The organism is Leucobacter sp. cx-328 (assembly GCF_014530035.1).
In the GTDB taxonomy this organism is placed as follows: Bacteria; Actinomycetota; Actinomycetes; order Actinomycetales; family Microbacteriaceae; genus Leucobacter.
This window is the reverse complement of the sequence record NZ_JACVMX010000009.1, coordinates 81,463-101,360: the sequence shown is the minus strand read 5'-3', so window position 1 is coordinate 101,360 and position 19,898 is coordinate 81,463. Positions and strand designations below refer to the sequence as shown.

Annotated in this window: 16 protein-coding genes; 3 read left to right on the top strand and 13 right to left on the bottom strand. The window is 61.5% G+C overall.

All coding sequences use genetic code 11. The annotated features are described in order from the left end of the window. Nucleotides 1-14: 14 nt before the first annotated feature. Nucleotides 15-1,850, bottom strand: coding sequence for a VWA domain-containing protein (locus ICL81_RS10405; RefSeq protein WP_188034808.1), 1,836 nt, complete (start codon nucleotides 1,848-1,850; stop codon nucleotides 15-17). Nucleotides 1,851-1,911: 61 nt separating this feature from the next. Here ICL81_RS10405 and ICL81_RS10400 point away from each other — a divergent pair, with 61 nt between their 5' ends. Further along, on the top strand, nucleotides 1,912-3,330 hold the full coding sequence (locus ICL81_RS10400; protein ID WP_188034807.1) for an AAA family ATPase: 1,419 nt from the start codon (nucleotides 1,912-1,914) through the stop codon (nucleotides 3,328-3,330). Nucleotides 3,331-3,409: 79 nt separating this feature from the next. Here the strand turns inward: ICL81_RS10400 and aroB are convergent, their stop codons facing one another. The 10 genes from aroB to ICL81_RS10350 form a co-directional block, all read right to left on the bottom strand. Further along, nucleotides 3,410-4,492 carry a 3-dehydroquinate synthase gene (gene aroB, locus ICL81_RS10395; RefSeq protein WP_188034806.1) on the bottom strand — a complete coding sequence of 361 codons (1,083 nt, stop codon included), beginning with the start codon at nucleotides 4,490-4,492 and terminating at the stop codon, nucleotides 3,410-3,412. Continuing rightward, nucleotides 4,489-5,460, bottom strand: coding sequence for a shikimate kinase (locus ICL81_RS10390; RefSeq protein WP_353055504.1), 972 nt, complete (start codon nucleotides 5,458-5,460; stop codon nucleotides 4,489-4,491). The genes aroB and ICL81_RS10390 overlap by 4 nt, the downstream gene beginning before the upstream one ends. Continuing rightward, nucleotides 5,457-6,653 carry a chorismate synthase gene (aroC, locus tag ICL81_RS10385; protein WP_188024299.1) on the bottom strand — a complete coding sequence of 399 codons (1,197 nt, stop codon included), beginning with the start codon at nucleotides 6,651-6,653 and terminating at the stop codon, nucleotides 5,457-5,459. The genes ICL81_RS10390 and aroC overlap by 4 nt, the downstream gene beginning before the upstream one ends. Nucleotides 6,654-6,658: 5 nt before the next feature. Further along, nucleotides 6,659-7,618, bottom strand: coding sequence for a shikimate dehydrogenase (locus tag ICL81_RS10380; RefSeq protein ID WP_353055503.1), 960 nt, complete (start codon nucleotides 7,616-7,618; stop codon nucleotides 6,659-6,661). Beyond that, complete coding sequence (gene mltG / locus ICL81_RS10375) at nucleotides 7,619-8,710, bottom strand: endolytic transglycosylase MltG (RefSeq protein ID WP_188034805.1); 1,092 nt, start codon at nucleotides 8,708-8,710, stop codon at nucleotides 7,619-7,621. It abuts the gene before it with no gap. A 16-nt stretch (nucleotides 8,711-8,726) separates the two neighbouring features. Continuing rightward, nucleotides 8,727-9,194 carry a Holliday junction resolvase RuvX gene (gene ruvX, locus ICL81_RS10370; protein ID WP_188034804.1) on the bottom strand — a complete coding sequence of 156 codons (468 nt, stop codon included), beginning with the start codon at nucleotides 9,192-9,194 and terminating at the stop codon, nucleotides 8,727-8,729. Nucleotides 9,195-9,198: 4 nt separating this feature from the next. After that, nucleotides 9,199-11,853 (bottom strand): alanine--tRNA ligase, encoded by a 2,655-nt coding sequence (alaS, locus tag ICL81_RS10365; RefSeq protein ID WP_188034803.1) that lies wholly within the window; start codon nucleotides 11,851-11,853, stop codon nucleotides 9,199-9,201. A 30-nt stretch (nucleotides 11,854-11,883) separates the two neighbouring features. Then, complete coding sequence (locus tag ICL81_RS10360; RefSeq protein WP_353055502.1) at nucleotides 11,884-12,150, bottom strand: hypothetical protein; 267 nt, start codon at nucleotides 12,148-12,150, stop codon at nucleotides 11,884-11,886. 104 nt (nucleotides 12,151-12,254) lie between these two features. After that, the gene (gene rpsD, locus ICL81_RS10355; protein ID WP_188034802.1) at nucleotides 12,255-12,884 is read right to left on the bottom strand and encodes a 30S ribosomal protein S4; all 630 of its coding nucleotides are present in this window, start codon (nucleotides 12,882-12,884) and stop codon (nucleotides 12,255-12,257) included. A gap of 214 nt (nucleotides 12,885-13,098) precedes the next feature. Then, nucleotides 13,099-14,478, bottom strand: coding sequence for a replication-associated recombination protein A (locus ICL81_RS10350; protein WP_188034837.1), 1,380 nt, complete (start codon nucleotides 14,476-14,478; stop codon nucleotides 13,099-13,101). A gap of 182 nt (nucleotides 14,479-14,660) precedes the next feature. Here ICL81_RS10350 and ICL81_RS10345 point away from each other — a divergent pair, with 182 nt between their 5' ends. Continuing rightward, the gene (locus ICL81_RS10345) at nucleotides 14,661-15,896 is read left to right on the top strand and encodes a DUF349 domain-containing protein (protein ID WP_188034801.1); all 1,236 of its coding nucleotides are present in this window, start codon (nucleotides 14,661-14,663) and stop codon (nucleotides 15,894-15,896) included. A 74-nt stretch (nucleotides 15,897-15,970) separates the two neighbouring features. Further along, the gene (locus tag ICL81_RS10340) at nucleotides 15,971-16,543 is read left to right on the top strand and encodes a hypothetical protein (protein WP_188034800.1); all 573 of its coding nucleotides are present in this window, start codon (nucleotides 15,971-15,973) and stop codon (nucleotides 16,541-16,543) included. Here the strand turns inward: ICL81_RS10340 and ICL81_RS10335 are convergent. Both ICL81_RS10335 and secF read right to left on the bottom strand, forming a co-directional pair. Further along, nucleotides 16,540-18,792: a bifunctional (p)ppGpp synthetase/guanosine-3',5'-bis(diphosphate) 3'-pyrophosphohydrolase gene (locus ICL81_RS10335; protein ID WP_188034799.1), complete on the bottom strand. Its 2,253-nt coding sequence runs from the start codon at nucleotides 18,790-18,792 to the stop codon at nucleotides 16,540-16,542. The two genes, ICL81_RS10340 and ICL81_RS10335, sit on opposite strands and share 4 nt — an antisense overlap. A gap of 84 nt (nucleotides 18,793-18,876) precedes the next feature. Next, nucleotides 18,877-19,896: a protein translocase subunit SecF gene (gene secF / locus ICL81_RS10330; RefSeq protein WP_188034798.1), complete on the bottom strand. Its 1,020-nt coding sequence runs from the start codon at nucleotides 19,894-19,896 to the stop codon at nucleotides 18,877-18,879. Nucleotides 19,897-19,898: the final 2 nt, after the last annotated feature.

Here is a 19,898-nt window from a genome sequence, read left to right as displayed (position 1 = left end):
ACCGCGATACGTCCCTATCGCGTGAGTCCCGCCGCTTCGACCAGTGCTTCGAGCGCGGGCGCGAGGTCATCAAGCCTCCGCACGGTATGCCCGTCGGGGGCGTACCGAAGCGCAAGATCTGCCGATCCGATTCCCACGCCGAGCACCGCGACGCCGAGTGAACGGAGACGACGAATCTCATGAGCCGCAGCACCAGCGTCATTCGTGCCGCCATCGCCGATTACGATGACGATTCGCTTGCGCGCGATACCGTCCGCTGATGACTCAGCGAGGCGTAGCTCACCGGCCGCAGCGCGAAGGGCCGCAGCGTCGTTCGTGGAACCACGCGGGCTGCGAATTTCAGCGAACATGCGCTGCCGCATCCCCTCATCGAGTGCACCAGCCAGCGGCTTGACAACCACGGGTTCCGCGTCGAACAGCAAGAGTGACGTACGAATGCTCAATTCGAGATCAATGCCAAGCTGTGCTTCCTTGTGCGCGATGTCGCGTTCAACGCCCGCGAGCGCTTCAAGTACGATGATCGCCGCGTCGGCCGCAGCTTCCGCGGTCGCTCCCTGCATCGATGCCGACCGATCAATCAAAAGCACGTAGTCGGTGCTTCCCGTTCGGGAAGCAGTGCGTGGTCGCCTCTCTGGCGAGCGAAACGCGCGCGGCCTACGCACACCAGACAGCGCTTCAGTGACTGCGCTCACCAGCGAGTTCTGGTCGAGCAGGTCGCCTTCAGCTTCCGCTCGACGCGAAAGCGAACGGTGTACGCCAATTCGCTCGGCAATGATCCGCTCCCACACGAGCCGCACCCGCTCCACGGCCTCCCGCTGCGCGCTCAGCCTGTCGCGATAGTTCGCGCGCGAGATCTCGAGCCGAGCGGCCGGCCCTGCCCCGCCGGGAGCCTCGCTCGCCGATTGCTCCGTGTGCTGAGCGCGATCAATTTCAGGAACTTCGACACCATCAATCCAGGCGCCACTCGCAGGCAGTGGGGTGGCCAGCACCGTCCGCACGAAGCCCGCCTGTTCAGCCTCGAACAGGTCAGACCCCTCTGCATCTTCGGGCCGATCCCCGGCGCGCGCAGGCTCACTGTCACCCGCAGTACCGGTTGCACTTTCCGCTTCCCGCTCGGCCTCCCCCTGACCATCGCTCGCACCAGATTCCAGGCCCGACTCTCCCCCGTCCTCGGCTGGCGGTGGGGACGCAGCGTCGCCCTGCTGACCGAGTCCGCGATCCGCTGCGTCATGCGCGAGCAACCGGTCATACACCGGAAGAGTGACCGCAAGCGCTCGTTCGAGCCGCTCAATCTCGCCCGCTGTCGGGTCCATCGCGAGGCGCAACAGATCATGCTGCGGTGAGGTCGTGAGCGTTGCAAGCTCCTCAGACACCTCTGGCGCGAGCGACAGCGGGGCAGCCCCAGCAATCTCTTGCACGCAAGCTGCAACAAATTGGAGATGACGTGGCAGTTCGAGGGGGTGTGCCGGCGCGAGCATCGTAACGGCGCGCGCGATCTGGCTCCGGAAGGCAGGGAAGGCCGCGGTCAACTCCGCGATGGCAAGTGCGCGGATCAGACCAGCCAACAGTGGTGCAAGTTCTGTTCTCCGTGCAGCCATCGACTGTGTGCGGTGCCATCGCGACCGTGCGCCCCGGGCTTCGCGCACCGACTCCCAGATGAGTAACAGCGCGAGTGGCACGGCCTGCTCCTGTGGAATCCCACGCAACGCAAACCAGGCCGTTCCCACGAGCACGCGGCCGTCGACGACCTCCCAGGTTTCACCGTCAGTCACGTCAACAGCTATTCCAGCGAGCGCCGCCGCAGCGGTAAGACGCGCGCGAAACTGCGCTTCTGGTTCATGCGCAGCCATCGACATAGCTCCACCCTAGCGAGCCTGGCTACAAGCCGCAGCGGAGTGATAGCGTGACGATATGCTCACCCCTGCTGCCCATCCCGTCCTACTCGAGGCCTTCGAGATTCGTGACGAACGGCGAGAGGTGCTTCGTGCACTTCGCGCAGCATCTGACACGCCGGTCGGCCTCGCATCGCTGCTACAGACGGCGCTCGCAGCGCTCGATGCACGGTGGGAAGAGCTCTACGCTGCCCCAGACGATCGGGATCGTATCAATGCCGAGTTCGATGCCCGCGCACGGGCACTCCGGGTTGCGGTCAATGCCCACAAAGCGGAGCGCGCGCGCGAACAGCAGCTCGCACGAGCTACCGAAATCTCGGCGGCGGCTGCCCGCGCCAACCGTGGGCTCATTCGCGCAGAGGAAGAGATCCGCGACGAACTCATAGCTGGGGCTACAGGCACCCCCAGCTGGCACGCTGATGTGCGCGATGCGGACACGCGCGACCGCGTCACTGTCGCACTCGCAACACTCCGTGTGCGCAAGGCGAAACGCGAGCTCGACGCCGGGCTGCTGCTCACGGCACAGATGCGCAACATCATTGAGGAGTCGACGCCAGCGCTCCTGCGTGGCGAACCGCTGCTCCTCATCGGTGAAACTGGCGGCGCAAAGACGGCCCTCGCAGAATACCTGTCACGTACCGAGCTCGGGAATGAACCCGAACTCATTTCCGGCTACGGTGACATCACCAGTGCTCAGCTCATTGGCGCGCACGAGCTACTTGCAGACCAGGGAGCGACGGTAAGCCGATTCGTTCCTGGCCCGCTCTTACGCGCGATGGAGACCGGCCACCCGCTGATCCTCGATGAGGTCAACGCGATGCCACCCGAGTTCCTCAAACGCCTCAACCGCATCCTGCAGCTGCGACCCGGTGACCAATTTGCCGTGCAGGAAGACGGAGGCCGTCCGGTGACGATCGCACCTGGATTCGCAATCCTCGCGACGGCAAACGAACAAACCCCTCACCGCTACCGCGGCATTGATCGCTTGAGCGCCGAACTCGTGAACAGGTTTGGCGCCAACACATATCGTGTGCACTATCCCGATGCGGGAAACCGATTCGTCGATCCGCCCATTGAAAACGCGCTACTTGCCGCCGCGGCAACTGCCGATCGCTACGGCACCATTCCGTTCAGTGCTGATGAACTCGAACGGGTCTGTCGTGTCGCTTTCATCAGCCAGCAGGTGTTCGCGGGTATCACGGGCGATGGATTCAGCGACTTCGTTTCCACTGAGCGCGAAATTGACGGCCGTCCCGGCCTCGAGGAGGCGGTACTCGCACCCCGCACGCTCGTCGCGATTCTGCGTAAGGCGGCCGGTAGCGGCGGGCGAGTGTCACTCCCCCACGCGCTTTACCGATTCGTCGATGGCGTCATGCACACCGGCGACCGGCAAGTGCTCACGCTCATATTGCAGAGCCAGGGATTCACACGACCATAGCCGCGGACTCAACACTGCGGAGAAACACGGAGGCCCACACCCCAAGTCAGGGTGCGGGCCTCCGCTCGTATCGCTCGAGTTAGTTAGCGATCTCCTGGTACGCGAACTGCAGCATTGACGCATCGGTGCCAGCGAGCACACGCGGCTTCCCGATCTCGTCGAGCACGATGAAGCGGAGCATGCCAGCACGCGCCTTCTTATCGCGCTGCATAGCTTCAAGCAGGCCTGGCCAACGGCCGGCGGGGTAAGAGAGCGGCAACGAGAGCAGCGAAAGCACTCGCTTGTGGCGCTCAACGTCTGCGTCCGAAAGTGCGCCAGCCATTCGACCAAGCTCTGCCGCATACATCATGCCGATCGAGATCGCGACGCCATGACGCCACTGGTAGCGCTCAGCATGCTCGATCGCGTGACCGAGGGTGTGGCCGTAGTTCAAGATTTCGCGCAGGCCCGATTCCTTGAAGTCTTGCGAGACGACGTTGGCCTTCACACCGATCGCAAGCTCGACAACGCGCTGGAACTCAGGCGTCGTCGGAGTCGTTGCTTTCGCAGTGTCGGCTTCAATGATGTCAAGAATCTCCGGCTCAGCGATGAAACCGCACTTAGCGACCTCTGCGAAGCCAGCGAGAATCTCGTTCTGCGGCAGCGTGTCGAGCAGTGCGAGGTCGCAGATGACAGCCTGGGGCGCGTAGAATGCGCCCACAAGGTTCTTGCCCTCTGCCGTGTTGATACCGGTCTTACCACCGACGGAAGCATCGACCATGCCGAGCACGGTCGTGGGGATCTGGACGAGCGGCACACCGCGCAGCCAGGTCGCAGCAACAAAGCCAGCAAGGTCAGTCACAGCACCGCCGCCGAGGCCGATGACGGCATCGGTGCGAGTGAAGTCAGCCTGACCGAGGATTCCCCAAATGAACGCGGCAACCTCTACGCGCTTCGCCGATTCAGCGTCAGGCACCTCTGCCAGGAGTACCTGTTCGTACTGCTCAGCGAGGTCGTTACGGAGATTCTCGGCGAGACGCCCAACAGTCGCGGTGTGCACGATGAGGACCTTGGCCACGCGATCACCAAGCGCGGCGGGTACACGATCGAGCACTCCACGCCCGACAGTGACCTCATACGAGGTTTCTCCCGTGACCTGGATAATGGTTGGCTCGGCGGTCATGCTTCACTCCTTGGCTGTGAATTCTTTGCGGCATTGTTTCGTGCCGCGCGACGTCGTGCTGCTGCTCGCGATCCGCCACTGCGGGCATTCGCATTCTTTGCTGCCGCACGCTGTGCGTGTGTGAGGGGCGCCTGAGATTCTGACGCGCTCACAGGGGGCTTCTCCCCCGAGTCACCAGCTGCTGCCTGCTGTTTACGGGCGTATCCGCGCACCCACTGAGTGACGCGGCGCGAAAGCTGTTCCTTAGTGGCGCGGTCTGTCCGGAATGTCACCTGGGCGACCTCTAGGTACAGCGGCTTACGCGACTCAAGAATGCGTCCCCAGGCGTTGGGATCGTCGCGCAGCAGGGGGCGGCGCGAAAGATTTGCGGTACGAAGCACCGCTTCCTGCGTCGTCATGAGCAGAATCGTGGGGTGTTCCGCGAGCAATGCACGAGTCGAGTCGGTAAGCACCGCACCGCCACCAAGCGCGAGCACCTTCGTGCCCTGTTCAGCGAGCTCGGCCGCAATAATTTCCGCCTCGAGACGACGGAACTCCGCTTCACCGTGCTCAGCAAAGAACTCGGTAATGACGCCATACTGGCGAACGAAGACCGCATCGCTATCGACAAAGGGAATGCCAAGATCACGCGCAACTCGTTTTCCGAGGCTCGTCTTTCCGGCGGCCATCGGACCAACGAAAACGATGGCGCGATCTGGCAACCGCTTTCCGCCGCCACGTCGCCGACGACGGCGAGGGTTTGGCTTTCCTCCCTGCTGCTGCGCGGCCGCACCGCTCGATGCGGCCGCGTCATGCTTGGCAAGGCCGGGAGCGTCAGACGCGGCCGTTGCCGAATGCACTACCTTTCGCGTAGGCACGACGATCGGAGCCGTCATCGCCCGCTGTACGGGCGGCGCCGGCTTCGGCCGTTCTTCGGCAACTGCGCTGGGCGGACCGGCAGGTCGTGCAGCGCGCCGCGACTTACTCACGACTCGATCGCTGTGTTCAGCTGCTCGGGAATCGCCGCGAGGTACGCCTGCAAATTACGCTTGGTCTCAGCAACGCTGTCGCCACCGAACTTCTCGACAACCGCATCCGCGATCACGAGCGCGGTCATCGCCTCGGCCACGACACCAGCCGCAGGAACCGCGGTCACATCGCTGCGCTGGTGATGAGCCTTCGCTTCTTCGCCAGTCGCGGTGTCAATCGTGGGAAGCGCGTGCGGAACCGTAGCGATCGGCTTCATGCCAGCGCGCACACGGAGCACCTGTCCGGTGGTCATGCCGCCCTCGATACCGCCTGCACGGCCGGTGTGGCGAATGATCTGACCGTCTGCAAGGTGCAGCTCATCATGCGCGACCGAACCACGGCGACGCGTGGTTTCGAAGCCGTCGCCAACCTCAACACCCTTGATCGCCTGGATGCCCATGAGCGCACCGGCAAGACGCGAATCGAGACGACGATCCCAGTGCACGTATGAACCAAGACCGGCAGGGAGGCCGTACACGAGCACCTCAACGATGCCGCCAAGCGTATCGCCCGACTTCTTCGTGTCGTCTACCTCTTCGACCATGCGCGCGCTGGTTTCCGCGTGGAAGCAACGCAGCGGATCAGCATCGAGTGCAGCAACATCGGTCGGACGCGGCAACGGCGAACCGGCGGGAACCTCGACGTCACCCATTGAAATGGTGTGGCTAACGAGCGTAATACCGAGCTCGCCGAGGAACGAACGAGCGACCGCACCAAGTGCGACACGAGCCGCAGTCTCGCGAGCACTCGCGCGCTCGAGCACGGGACGAGACTCATCAAAACCGTACTTCTGCATACCTACGAGGTCAGCATGCCCCGGACGGGGACGCGTGAGAGGCGCACCACGGCCACGTGACTTCTCCGAGAGCTCGGTCTTTTCGGCCGACATCACCTCGGTCCACTTGGGCCACTCGGTGTTGCCGACGCGGATCGCGATCGGCCCACCAATGGTGACGCCCTGTACAACGCCGCCCGAGATATTCAGCTCATCCTGTTCGAACTTCATGCGCGAGCCGCGGCCATAGCCGAGCTTGCGACGCGCGAGATCCTCGCGAATCGCGTCGAGTGAGATAGGGACGCCAGCGGGCATCCCTTCGATCATTGCGATGAGTTCAGGGCCGTGAGATTCCCCTGCAGTAAGCCAGCGAAGCATAAGCCCTATCTTTCCACATTCTGTACGTCGGGTGCGTTCAGGCCACCGGCCTGGCGCATTGCCGCATACACGCGATCTTCCCCATCGACGGGGAAATTCGGATCACCATTGACGAAAATTCGCACCTGCAACAGTGCCTGCTCTACGAGCATTGCCACACCGGGGTGGGCGACGCCGCCGGCCGCAGTCCAAGCTGTCGCTAGTCCTGACGGCCATGGGTCATAGGCGACGTCAAACAGCGGCACCTGTGCGAGATCCGCGGGGACCTCGAGCTTGGCAGCTGCGTCCGCCGGAAGCGTTGATATGACAAGCGTCGCGTCAGCAATACCAACATCGGCCGAGTATGCCGCGGTCAGCGACAGGTCACGAGACACAGAACTCTCAGCACCTGCTGCGAGCACGCGAACCGGCACCGCAAAGCCAGGCTCCACAGTTCCGTCAAAGCGCCCAACGAGCTTCTCCACAGCGCTCGCATTTCGAGCAAGCACTCGCACGGTTTTTGCGCCAAGCTTTCGTGCGGCAAGAACCGCCGAAACGGCCGTAGCACCCGAGCCAAGCACGAGAACGTCTGAAGCATCAAGCCCGGCGTGTTCAATCGCTGCTGCAAGCCCGGGAACGTCGGTGTTAAAGCCCGCCCACGGCTGCTTTTCGCTGTCGAGACGAAGCAGGGTGTTCACGACGCCACTCTCCTCCGCGACTGGGTCACGGAGCGAGGCGAGGCGAAATGCCTCTTCTTTCAGTGGCATCGTCAGGGAAAGCCCTCGCCAGTTCGCCAATCGCTCAGCGAGGTAACCTGCGAGGTCAGCCGACTGCAATTCGTCGCGGCCGTAGCGCCACGCAAGACCAAGCTCGGCGTACGCTGCAGCGTGAATATCGGGCGACTTCGAGTGCGAAATTGGCGACCCAACAACGCCGAGAAATTCGGTGGCCGCATCGGCAGCAGTGATCTTGTCTGTGTCGCTCACTTAGCACCCGCTATCTGGAGTGGTGTTGCACCACTCACGGAATTCATCGACCGACTTTTCATGCGCCTCAAGCGTCGAGTTGAACGACAACGCACCGTCATTGCCGGGAGCGTTCACGAAGTAGATCCAGTCGCCCGGTGTCGGATTCAGCGCAGCATTGATTGCGTCGCGACCTGCGTTCGCGATCGGACCGACTGGCAGACCGGTGTGAGCGTAAGTGTTCCAGGCGTTTTCGTCTGCGCGAGCCTCATCGGAGGTCCAAACGTCGCCGTCTTCATGCGCACCGAAGCCATAGTGAGCAGTCGAGTCCATCTCAAGCTTCATGTCTTTTTCCAGACGGTTCGCGATGACTCGAGACACTTTTCCAAAGTCTTCAACCTGGCCAGCCTCGCGCTGCACGATCGAAGCGATGGTGAGTACGCGCTCACGATCTGCCTCGGCAACGCCAAATTCGTCAAGAACGTCGAGCTGAGTATCGAAGAGCAAGTGCACTGCTTCCTTACCCGTCGTATCAATTTCGAACTCGTAGGTCGCCGGGAAAAGCCAGCCTTCGAGGCTGTCGACGCCCGCGGGAAGCGCAAATGCTTCGAGGTCTGCAGCCGCTGCCTGCATGTCTGCAAGCGGAACGGTTGACTGCTCCGAAATGATGCGAATCGTCTGTTCGACGGTCTTGCCCTCTGGGATCGTCACGCGAAGGTCAAGTTCGTTTTCAGGGTCGAGCAGCGCGTCGAGCGCGGCCTGCGCGCTCATCTGCAGACGCAGGGAAAACGCACCAGGATGGAACATGGGTTCCTCATCTTGCGCCACGAGCGTCGAGATGAACGCTTCCGGGGTCTTTACCACGTCAAGCTCTGCAAGCTGTTGCGCGAGGTCCGTGCCATCATCGCCGGAGCGAATGATGACGGTCACTTCGCCGGTGCCAGCGCCCTCATAGTCGTTGCTGGTCCAGCCAAGTGCCAGCGAGATGCGATCGCCATACTGGCTCCACGCGACGCCGCCACCAATACCGAGCAGCACGACGATTGCGGCAGCGATCGACCATCCGATCGTTTTCCGCTTCTTTCGCGCTTGAGTCCGTGCTCGTCGATTCACGTCGGGCTCCCTACTCTCAGTCTTCCGCAGTCACAGGAGTGCCAGGCCCACGGCCCTGTGCGCGCTCGGAGTCGAGCGCCTGTTGCAAAATAATTACCGCAGCAGCCTGATCAATCACCGAGCGGCTCTTCTTCGTGTTCCGACCGGTCTGATGCAGCTGGGCTTGCGCCGTCACCGTCGAAAGACGCTCGTCTACGAGGCGCACACTACGCGCAGGATGCAACCGTGCAAGCGATTCCGCAAACTCGCGTGCGTCCTCGGTGGAGGGGGTGGCCTTTCCCTGCATATTCAGGGGAAGACCAACCACAAACTCCATAACGTCGTATTCATCGGCAATCGCACCGATACGCGCGAGATCGGCAGTGCCGTCGTGATCACGCGCCACCGTCTCGACCGGGGTCGCGAGCATGCCATGCGGATCGCAGCGCGCAACACCAATGCGCGCCTTGCCGACGTCGATGCCGAGTCTCGTTCCAGTTCGCACGCGCTTACGCGCCAATCAGTGCGCGGATCTCGGCGAGAGCCGCCGGAACCTGCGCCACGTCAGTTCCGCCGCCCTGCGCCATATCGGGCTTGCCGCCGCCGCCGCCGCCGAGGATCTGCGAACCGCGCTTCACGAGGTCGCCTGCTTTCACACCGCGTTCACGCGCAGCCGCGTTGGTTGCCGCAACGAGAACGGGCTTGCCACCTGCCTCACCAGCGAGCACCACAACTGCAGCATCGCTGCCAAGGCGCTCACGGATATCGATTGCGAGGGTACGCAGGTCATCGCCGCCAGCTGCCGAGCCGAGCGAAACGAGTACCGCGTGAACACCGTTGAGGTCTTCAGCGCCCGCAATGAGCTCGGGAACGCGCTGCTGAAGCTGTGCTGCTTCCATCGACGCGATCTTCTTCTCTGCCGTCTTCAGCTGTGCGCCAAGCTCCTGCACGCGTGCGATGAGCTCGGTACGCGGAACCTTGAGGCCACTGCTGAGCTGCTGCACAATTGCACGCTCTGCCGCAAAGTTCTGGAATGCTTCGAAGCCGACGAGCGACTCGATACGGCGATTGGTCGAGCCAACCGAGCTCTCGCTCACGAGGCTGATCATGCCGACCTCCGCCGAGCTCCCCACGTGGGTGCCTGCGCAGAGCTCGCGCGACCACGGGCCCCCGATGTCGACCACGCGCACGCGATCGCCATACTTCTCACCGAAGAGTGCCATCGCGCCAAGCGACTTGGCTTCATCGAGCCCCATCTCCCGGGTAACAACCTCGTAGTTCGAACGGATTGCCAGGTTCGAGATCTCCTCGATCTCGCTCTTCGTCTCGTTCGAGAGCGCCTCCGACTGGGTGAAGTCGAGTCGCATGTAGCCGGCCTTATTGTAGGAACCCGCCTGATGCGCGTTGGGGCCAAGTACGTCGCGCAGGGCGGCATGCACGATGTGCGTTGCCGAGTGTGCCTGCGTTGCACCGCGGCGGTAGTTTGCATCGACACGGCTCTCAGCGCGTGCATCGAGACCGAGTACGCCGAGCTTCACGCGAACAGTGTGCACGATGAGACCGGGAACCGGCTTCTGCACGTCGAGTACCTCTGCCTCGAAGCCGTCTCCGACGATGAGGCCCTGATCGGAATCCTGACCACCGGACTCAGCCCAGAGCGCGGTCTCACCGAGGACAACCTCTGCGATCTCGCCCTCGAGAGCCTCCTGGCGCGATTCGCCGTCAACAACGATGCCGAGCACACGACTCTCGTGCTGCAGCTCGTCGTAACCGACAAACTTGGTCTCGCCGAGGCCACGCAGCTCCTTGTAGACAGAAAGGTCTGCGCGCTGCCCCTTCTTCGCCTTCGCATCGGCCTTTGCGCGCTCGCGCTGCTCGGTCATGAGCGTGGTGAAGACCTCGCGGTCGACCGAGACGCCAGCCTCTTCAGCCAGCTCGAGTGTGAGCTCGATGGGGAAACCCTTGGTGTCGTGCAGCAGGAACGCAGCGTCACCGGTAACGACGCCACCTGACTGCTTCGCCGATGAGATTGCGTCGTCAAGTACCTCGATACCCGAGGCAAGGGTACGCAGGAAGGTCTTCTCCTCTGCGAGCGCTGCACGCGAGATGAAGTCGTAGTTCTCTGCAATCTCGGGGTACGAACTCGCCATTGCGTTGCGCGATACCTCGAACAGCTCTGCGAAGCAGGTGCCATTCACGCCGAGCAAACGCATCGAGAGGATCACACGGCGCAGCAGACGACGCAGAATGTAACCACGGCCCTCGTTCGACGGCGTAACGCCATCACCGATGAGCATGAGTGACGAACGAACGTGATCGGCGATGATGCGCAGGCGGATGTCATCAGCCTTATTTTCGCCATAGGTCTTGCCAGCAAGTGCTGCTGCACGGTCAAGAACGGGGCGTACCTCGTCGATTTCGTACATGTTCTCGACGCCCTGCTTGATAAACGCAACGCGCTCAAGACCCATGCCGGTATCGATGTTCTTCTTGGGCAACTCACCCTCAATGGTGAAGTCAATCTTCGACTTCACATCGGTGACCTGGTATTCCATGAACACGAGGTTCCAAATTTCGACGTAGCGGTCGTCGTCGGTCGCGGGGCCGCCGTCGATGCCATACTCGGGACCCATGTCGAAGAAGATCTCGGAGCAGGGACCAGCGGGACCGGGCTGACCGGTCGACCAGTAGTTGGTTTCCTTGCCGAGGCGCTGAATGCGCTCTGCAGGCAGGGTCGAGTGCTGCGACCAGAGGTCGAATGCCTCATCGTCCTCTTCGTAGACAGTGACCCAGAGGTCGTCTGCTGAGAAACCGAGACCGCCATCAGTCTCGGAAGTGGTGAGGAACTCCCAGGCGTAACGAATTGCGCCGTCCTTGAAGTAATCACCGAACGAGAAATTGCCACACATCTGGAAGAAGGTGCCGTGGCGAGGGGTCTTGCCGACCTCTTCGATGTCGTTCGTGCGGATGCACTTCTGCACACTCGTCGCACGGTTGTAAGGAGCAGGCACCATGCCCGAGAGGTAGGGCACGAACGGGACCATGCCGGCAACCGTGAACATCAGGCTCGGGTCGTCAGTTACCAGTGAGGCCGACGGGACTACCGTGTGCTCGCGCTGTGCGAAAAAATCAAGCCAACGGCGTCGGATCTCTGCGGTCTGCATGCGGGTGCTGCTCCTCTTAAAATCTAAAAATTAGTGCTGTTCGGTCTGGCTGTCGAGCGCCTGCTCGGAATCAGCCGGACGCCCTGCCGCTTCAGCGTCGTGGTAGCCGGTCGAGAACGCGCGGCTAAACTCTTCCATTCCGCGGTTCACGCGGCCGAAGAAACGGCGACCACCCTCGGTGGAGTTCACGAAGTGGGCGGCAACAAAGCCAATCACAACGCCACTTACCAGCCAGTTCAGTTTGCGCATCGATTCGCCTCTCGTCGCGTATGCATCTTGCACGGTGCCATTTGGCACCTGCACATCGTCCCAGTCTATCCGGTCGCACATACCCTCTCGGGCGATGATGCAAAAAGGCGGGTGCCGGAAAAACCGACACCCGCCTGAATGTAAGCGGAAGCTTAGCGACCCGAGTAGTACTCGACGACGAGCTGAACTTCACAGGTCACGGGGACCTCAGCGCGCTTGGGGCGGCGAACCAGGCGAGCCTGGAGCTTCTCGAGCTCAACCTCGAGGTAACCCGGAACTGCGGGAAGAACCTCAGCGTGGCCACCTGCAGCAGCGATCTGGAAGGGCTCAGTAGCTTCCGAGCGCTCCTTGACGTGGATGAGCTGACCGGGCTTGACGCGGAACGACGGGCGGTCAACGATCTTGCCGTCAACGAGGATGTGGCGGTGCACAACCATCTGACGAGCCTGAGCGGTGGTGCGTGCGAAGCCTGCGCGGAGCACGAGTGCGTCGAGACGCATCTCGAGGAGCTCGACCAGGTTCTCACCGGTCAGGCCGTCAAGACGACGAGCTTCCTTGAACGCAATGGTGAGCTGCTTCTCACGGATGCCGTACTGAGCGCGAAGACGCTGCTTCTCGCGAAGGCGAACCGCGTAGTCGCTGTCGCTCTTACGCTTGGTGCGGCCGTGCTGGCCGGGACCGTAGGGGCGCTTCTCGAGGTAACGAGTAGCCTTGGGGGTCAGAGCAATGCCGAGCGAGCGGCTCAGGCGAGTCTGTGAACGGGTACGCGACGTGGTTGACACGTGGATCCTTTCGGTTTCTGATTACATCGCAGCTTCGGTGAAGCCACGCGTTCTCCCGGCTATGCTGCGCCCGCGCCAACAAGTGACGCACGCGACGCAGCGAACCGATTTCTCGGTGAGGGAACGACCATTGCAGAAACCCAACGAGGGGCCCACTGCCACCGTTCAGCCCAAGATAAAATCTTTGGCGCGGTGTTGGCCAGCGTCTATCGTATCACGAGCCCCGCGTGATACGTCGAATCTTCTCCAGGCGCTCCGACACGTCGCGCTCATTTCCGTGCGTCGTTGGCGAGTAATAGACACGATCTTTCAGTTCATCGGGAAGGTACTGCTGCGTCGACACTCCGCGCGGGTCGTTGTGCGGGTACAGGTACCCCTTGCCGTGACCGAGGCGTTTCGCGCCGGGATAGTGCGCATCACGCAAATGCTTCGGAACAAGTCCGAAGCGGCCAGCCTTCACGTCAGCGATTGCCGAGTCAATGGCAGCGATGACCGCACCAGACTTGGGCGCCGTCGCAATGTAGATCGTCGCTTCTGCAAGCGGGATCCGCGCCTCTGGCAGGCCAATCATCTGAGTTGCCTCGGCTGCTGCGACTGCAATAGGGAGCGCCTGCGGATCCGCCATTCCAACATCTTCTGCCGCATGGACCATGAGTCGCCTGGCGATAAAGCGCGGGTCCTCCCCCGCCTCAAGCATTCGTGCAAGGTAGTGAATGGCGGCATCGGGATCAGAGCCGCGCATCGACTTAATGAAGGCGCTCACCACGTCATAGTGCTGATCGCCGTTGCGGTCGTACCGAAGAAGTGCGCGATCAACCGACGCCTCGACGATCTCGAAGGTGACGAGCGGAAGGGACGCCGGCGCGTCGGATTCTGCGTCACTGGCGGGCGCCTCATCGAGGCCCCGGTCATCGTCCTCATCATCGTCATCATCGTCATCATCGTCTTCGTCGTCGGTTGCAAGAAGATCGACCGGGGTCATCGCAGACGCCGCAGCAGCCTCCAGCGCAGTGAGTGCGCGTCTAGCGTCGCCAGAAGCAAGTTGCACGAGCGCATCAAGCGCTTCGGGTGCGAGTTCCACAGCACCTCGAAGGCCACGCGGATCCGCGACAGCGCGCGTCAACAATTCCCGAAGATCATCGTCAGTGAGTGGCTCGAGTGTGAGCAACAGTGAACGAGACAGCAACGGACTAATCACCGAGAAAGAGGGATTCTCGGTGGTTGCGGCGACGAGCGTCACCCAGCCGTTTTCTACGCCGGGAAGTAACGCATCCTGCTGCGCCTTCGTGAAACGGTGAATCTCATCCAAAAAGAGCACGGTTGCAATGTCATACAAATCACGGTCATTGAGCGCACGCTCCATGACCGTGCGAACGTCTTTGATCCCAGCCGTGACCGCGGAAAGCTCCACGAACCGTCTCCCACTCGAGTGCGCGATTGCCTGCGCGATGGTGGTTTTGCCGGTGCCGGGCGGCCCCCAGAGAATGAGAGACACGGCCGAGCCAGTGCTATCGCTCGCAAGCTGACGCAAGGGAGATCCGGGCCGCAGCAGCTTTCGTTGGCCGACGACTTCATCGAGTGAACGCGGCCGCATTCGCACCGCGAGCGGGGCGGTTACGGAGAAGGGCGCGGATCCTGACACGCTGCCATCGTATCTTCGGATTCAATGAAGCGTCGAACTCCCCCGCTTTTATCGCCACACTATGGCTATAGTGGATACCGTCTATTCCACGGTCGGCGGACAACGTCGATCCCGCACGGCAGGTGAGCAACACGGTGAGCGAAGCTACGAACGAAACCCCTTGGGGACGAGTCGATGAGGACCGCACGGTTTACGTGCGCGAGGGTGACGCCGAGCGCGTCGTAGGCTCTTTCCCTGACGGCACCCCTGAAGAGGCCCTGGCCTACTTCGAGCGCAAGTACAACGATCTCGCGGGGCAGATTACGCTCCTCGAGGCCCGCGTCGCGCGAGGCACAACTGACGGTTCAGCCGCAGAGGCAGTAACCAAGCTGCGCGAGCAGCTCGTCGAGCCCGCAGCGGTCGGCGACATCGCAGCACTTCGCGCACGTGTTGAGAAGCTTGACGGTCGCGCCGCAGAGCTCACCGAAAAGCAGCAGCAGGAGCGCGAAGAAGCGAAGAAGGCTGCACTCGCTGAACGCGAGGCAATCGTGGTTGAGGCTGAGCGCCTTGCTGCACAGCCTGAGGCATCGATCCGTTGGAAGGACACGAGCCTCGCTTTCGAGAAGCTCTTCACCGACTGGCAGACCGCACAGCGCACTGGCCTGCACATCGCGAAGCCCGTTGCTGACGGCCTGTGGAAGCGCTTCCGCAACGCACGCCAGTCGTTTGACACGGCTCGCCGCGCACACTTCTCGCAGCTCGACGCAAACAACAAAGAGGTCAAGCACCGCAAGGAACGCCTCATCACTCAGGCTGAGGCGCTCGCTAGCCGCGGCATCGACGGTATCCCCGCATACCGCGACCTCCTCGATGAGTGGAAGGCGTCCGGCCGCGCGAGCCGCAAGCTCGACGATCAGCTCTGGGCCCGCTTCAAGGCGGCAGGCGATGTGCTGTACCAGGCAAAGGCCGAGGCCGCTGCACAGACCAACGAGGAGTACACCGCAAACCTCGAGGCAAAGGAAGCAATCCTTGCCGACGGCGTTTCGATCCTCGAAATCACCGACCACGCTGCAGCACGCAAGCAGGTCACCGCGCTCCAGCTTCGCTGGGACGAGGTCGGCCGCGTGCCCCGCGAGTCACTCCGTGACATCGAGGGTCGCCTGCGCCGTATTGAAGATCACGTGAAGCAGCTCGAAGAGGATCACTGGTCGCGCACAAACCCTGAGACCCAGGCCCGCACAACCGGCCTCCGCGCACAGCTTGAGGCATCGATTGCTGAGCTCGAGGCCGAGATCAGCGCTGCGAAGGCTGCTGGTAACGCCAAGAAGGCTGAAGCCGCTGAGGCAAAGCTCGCGACCCAGAAGTCGTGGCTTGATGCAATCGGTGACTAAGGTCAACTGAGTTATACACAGGGCGGGCGTCACCGAGTGGCGTCCGCCCTTCGTGTTCCCGCATGATGGGGCGCATGTACCCCACACCAACGTTCAAAACCCGTAAGTCCGTTCCGCCGCGTATCGCAGACTGGCCGATCGCCCAGCAGTACGCAGAACGGCTCCGCGGCACCGTCGTGGCTTGTGGCCCTGGGTTCCGGCTCGCGTCGTGGCCAGACGTGCCGGCCACCCGCATTACAGCGCTCTCCAGATGGCTCATTTCGCCGCGCTATATCGCTGTTCACATGACGGCAGCATGGATCTGGGGTGCCTGCTATCAGCCGGGCGAACCGACCGTCCTCACTCGCGGCGGGCGGATCAGCTCCGGTCGGGAGCGTTCTGGCGCTACATACCGCATCGGTCGAATAGCTGAGTCAGAGATCCACACGCTTGCCGGCTTCTCAGTAAGCACACCGTTGCGCACAGCGTACGATCTCTTACGCACTCAAGGCAGGTTCGATACCCGTGAGCGCGCAGCCGTTCGATTGCTTGCGTTCGGCCGCTTGGAAGAGCTCCGTGCTAGGGCCTCGCGTTGCTCACCGAGTGAGGGCAAGCTGATCCGCACACGACTCGAAGCCCTATACGGGGCAGCCAGGCCTCTCCCCTAGTTCGTAACGCGATAGACGTCGTAGACGCCCTCAATTCGACGCACAGCGTTGAGTACGTGGTCGAGGTGGTTCGTCCCTGCCATCTCAAACACGAAGCGACTCACCGCCAGACGCGCACTCGATGTGTTCACAGAGGCAGAAAGGATGTTGACGTGGTGCTCAGAGAGCGCCTTGGTGACGTCGGAGAGCAAACCGGAACGGTCAAGCGCTTCCACCTGGATCTGAACGAGGAACATACTCTTCGAGTTCGGCGCCCACTCGACATCAACGAGACGCTCAACCTGGGTGGAGAGAGAAATAAAGTTCGGGCAGTCAATTCGATGTACCGAGACGCCCTGCCCCTTGGTCACGAAGCCTCGTACATCATCGCCAGGAACCGGAGTGCAGCACTTTGCAAGTTTGGCGAGTACGTCAGTCGCGCCCTTAACAATTACCCCGCTTGCTGAGGTGGTGTGACGGCGCGGCTTTGGCGCGTCAATGCCCTGCACGGCGATGCTCTCCGCATCAACTGTCCCGCGGTCTGCCGCAGTGAGAGCGGTCGCACGATCGATCACGTTGGCGGCCGAAATACGACCCTCACCGATCGCAGCGTAGAGCGTCGTCACATCTGCGAAGTTGTTCTGTGCAGCGACCTGCAGGAGCACCTCGGAGTTCAGCAGTCGATGCAGCGGGAGACTCTGCTTCCGCAGGGCCTTGGTGAGCTCGAGCTTGCCGGCCTCGGCTGCCTCATCTCGCCGTTCTTTCGAGAACCACTGGCGGATCTTGTTCTGCGCACGCTTGCTCTTCACAAACGTGAGCCAGGAGCGGTTCGGGCCCGCATCCGGATCCTTTGAGGTAAAGACCTCTACGACATCACCGTTCTGCAGGGTGGTCTCAAGCGGGACCAGGCGGCCGTTCACGCGCGCACCCATCGTACGGTGGCCGACCTCGGTGTGGACTGCGTACGCAAAGTCCACGGTCGTACCACCCTCGGGGAGTCCGATAACTCGCCCCTTGGGAGTGAAGACGTAAACCTCTTTCGCGCCGATCTCGAAGCGGAGCGCATCGAGGAACTCACTCGGATCTTCCGTTTCGGCTTGCCAGTCAGAGATGTGTGCCAGCCAGGCCATATCGTTCGACTTGGTCTCTTCGGGGCGCTGCTGCCGTTGCTTGTACTTCCAGTGCGCTGCAACACCGTACTCTGCACGCTGGTGCATCTCGTACGTACGAATCTGAATCTCGACCGCGCGCCCGTCAGGACCCACTACCGTCGTGTGCAACGACTGATACAGGTTGAACTTGGGCGTCGCGATGTAGTCCTTAAAACGGCCAGGAATCGGAGTCCAACGCGCATGTACAGCGCCAAGCACCGCATAACAGTCGCGGATCGAGTTCACAAGCACTCGAATACCGACGAGGTCGTAGATGTCATCAAAGTCACGCCCACGCACGATCATCTTTTGATAGATCGAGTACAACTCTTTCGGCCGACCAGTCACCTCCCCGCGGATCTTCGAATCTCGGAGGTCAGACTCGATCGCGCCGATCACATTCCCGACAACCTCATCACGCTGTGGGTTGCGCTGCTGCACGAGATTGTCGATCTCGGCATACAGTTTTGGCTTGAGCACCGCGAATGACAGGTCTTCGAGTTCAGTCTTCATCGACTGAATTCCGAGCCTGTGTGCGAGCGGCGCAAAGATCTCGAGAGTCTCCTGCGCTTTCCGCTTTGCAGACTCGCTCGGCACGAATCCCCAGGTGCGCGCATTGTGGAGGCGATCCGCCAATTTAATAACGAGCACCCGAATGTCTTTCGACATCGCTACTACCATCTTGCGAACGGTTTCTGCCTGCGCTGAATCGCCGTACTTGACTTTGTCAAGCTTCGTCACACCGTCAACGAGCATGGCAATCTCAGAGCCAAAGTCTGCGGTGAGTTGCTCGAGTGTGTAATCGGTGTCCTCTACCGTGTCGTGCAGAAGTGCCGCTGCAATTGCAACCGGGGCGACGCCAAGATCAGCCAAGATCTGGGCGACGGCGATGGGATGGGTGATGTATGGCTCACCGCTCCGACGCTTTTGCCCGCGGTGAGCCTTCTCAGCCACTGCGTAGGCCCGCTCGATGAGGCCAACGTCACCGCGTGGATGGTTGGCCTTGACCGTGCGGATCAAATCATCTACCGCTCCGTGTCCTGAGCCCCGGGAAAAAATCCGCGGAACAAGGCGGCGGAGGGCAGTCGATCCCCCGGGTGTAGCGTCAGTCGCGTTCATGGCACTCTCCCTCGAACTGATTGAACGCTACACCACGGGGGATCGAATTAACGAACCCGCGGGTGCGCGAGTTTCATTTAGCCGCTATTCGGATGCCTCCGCAGCTACGACCTCTTCCTCGCGCGCACGCTGACGAAGCACCTTCTTGTCGTGCTCAACAATGATCTTGTCTTTCTCACGCAACTGCGCATAGACAGGAGCAGCGATGAAGATCGTCGAGTACGCGCCAACGAGAATACCGATGAACAACGCGAGCGAAATGTCGCGGAGCGTACCGGCACCGAGCACGAACGCGCCGATGAAGAGGATCGAGCCAACGGGGAGCAACGCAACCACCGAGGTGTTGATCGAACGGACAAGCGTTTGGTTCACTGCAAGGTTGACCGACTCACCAAAGGTACGCGACTCGTTGAGCTCGCCGGGCGTCGTGTTCTCGCGAATCTTATCGAAGACCACAACGGTGTCATACAGCGAATAGCCAAGGATCGTCAGGAAGCCGATCATTGCTGCTGGGGTGATCTCGAAACCAGCGAGGCCGTAGATACCTGCGGTGATGATGAGGTCGTGCAGCAGGGCGGTCAGCGCCGCTAGCGACATCTTCCAAGTACGGAAGTAGATCGCCATCACGAGCGCGGCTAGCAGAATGAACACGATAAGCGCGATGATCGCCTGTTTCGTGATGTCCTGTCCCCATGCGGGACCCACGTACGAATACGTGACCTTTTCAGACTTCACATCGTAGGCGGTAGCAAGTGCATCAGTTACCGCGATGTTTTCTGACTCTTTGAGTGCCTCCGTCTGCACACGAATATCGGTCGGACCGAGCTTCGTGATCTTCGGAACAGCATTCGGAAGGACCTCCGCGACGGCCTGTTCGGCAATCTTCGGGTCCTGCTTTGCGGATTCGGCGAGGTGCACCTGGAACTGGCTACCACCGGTGAACTCAATGCCAAAGCTAAAGCCACCGCGCGCGATCGGGCCAATGACTGCGAGTGCAATCAGGATGATCGAAAGCGTGTACCAAATCTTGCGCTTGCCGATGAAGTTGATCGACTTCTCACCGGTGTAGAGCGCGTTACCAAACTCAGAGAATGAACGAGCCATGT

Bases quoted from the DNA above. Each gene is read 5' to 3' on its own strand.
- ICL81_RS10400 (WP_188034807.1), top strand. From the start codon at position 1,912: ATGCTCACCCCTGCTGCCCATCCCGTCCTACTCGAGGCCTTCGAGATT.
- ICL81_RS10405 (WP_188034808.1), bottom strand. From the start codon at position 1,850: ATGGCTGCGCATGAACCAGAAGCGCAGTTTCGCGCGCGTCTTACCGCT.
- ICL81_RS10350 (WP_188034837.1), bottom strand. From the start codon at position 14,478: ATGCGGCCGCGTTCACTCGATGAAGTCGTCGGCCAACGAAAGCTGCTG.
- aroB (WP_188034806.1), bottom strand. From the start codon at position 4,492: ATGACCGCCGAGCCAACCATTATCCAGGTCACGGGAGAAACCTCGTAT.
- alaS (WP_188034803.1), bottom strand. From the start codon at position 11,853: ATGCAGACCGCAGAGATCCGACGCCGTTGGCTTGATTTTTTCGCACAG.
- ICL81_RS10340 (WP_188034800.1), top strand. From the start codon at position 15,971: ATGTACCCCACACCAACGTTCAAAACCCGTAAGTCCGTTCCGCCGCGT.
- ICL81_RS10335 (WP_188034799.1), bottom strand. From the start codon at position 18,792: ATGAACGCGACTGACGCTACACCCGGGGGATCGACTGCCCTCCGCCGC.
- secF (WP_188034798.1), bottom strand. From the start codon at position 19,896: ATGGCTCGTTCATTCTCTGAGTTTGGTAACGCGCTCTACACCGGTGAG.
- aroC (WP_188024299.1), bottom strand. From the start codon at position 6,653: ATGCTTCGCTGGCTTACTGCAGGGGAATCTCACGGCCCTGAACTCATC.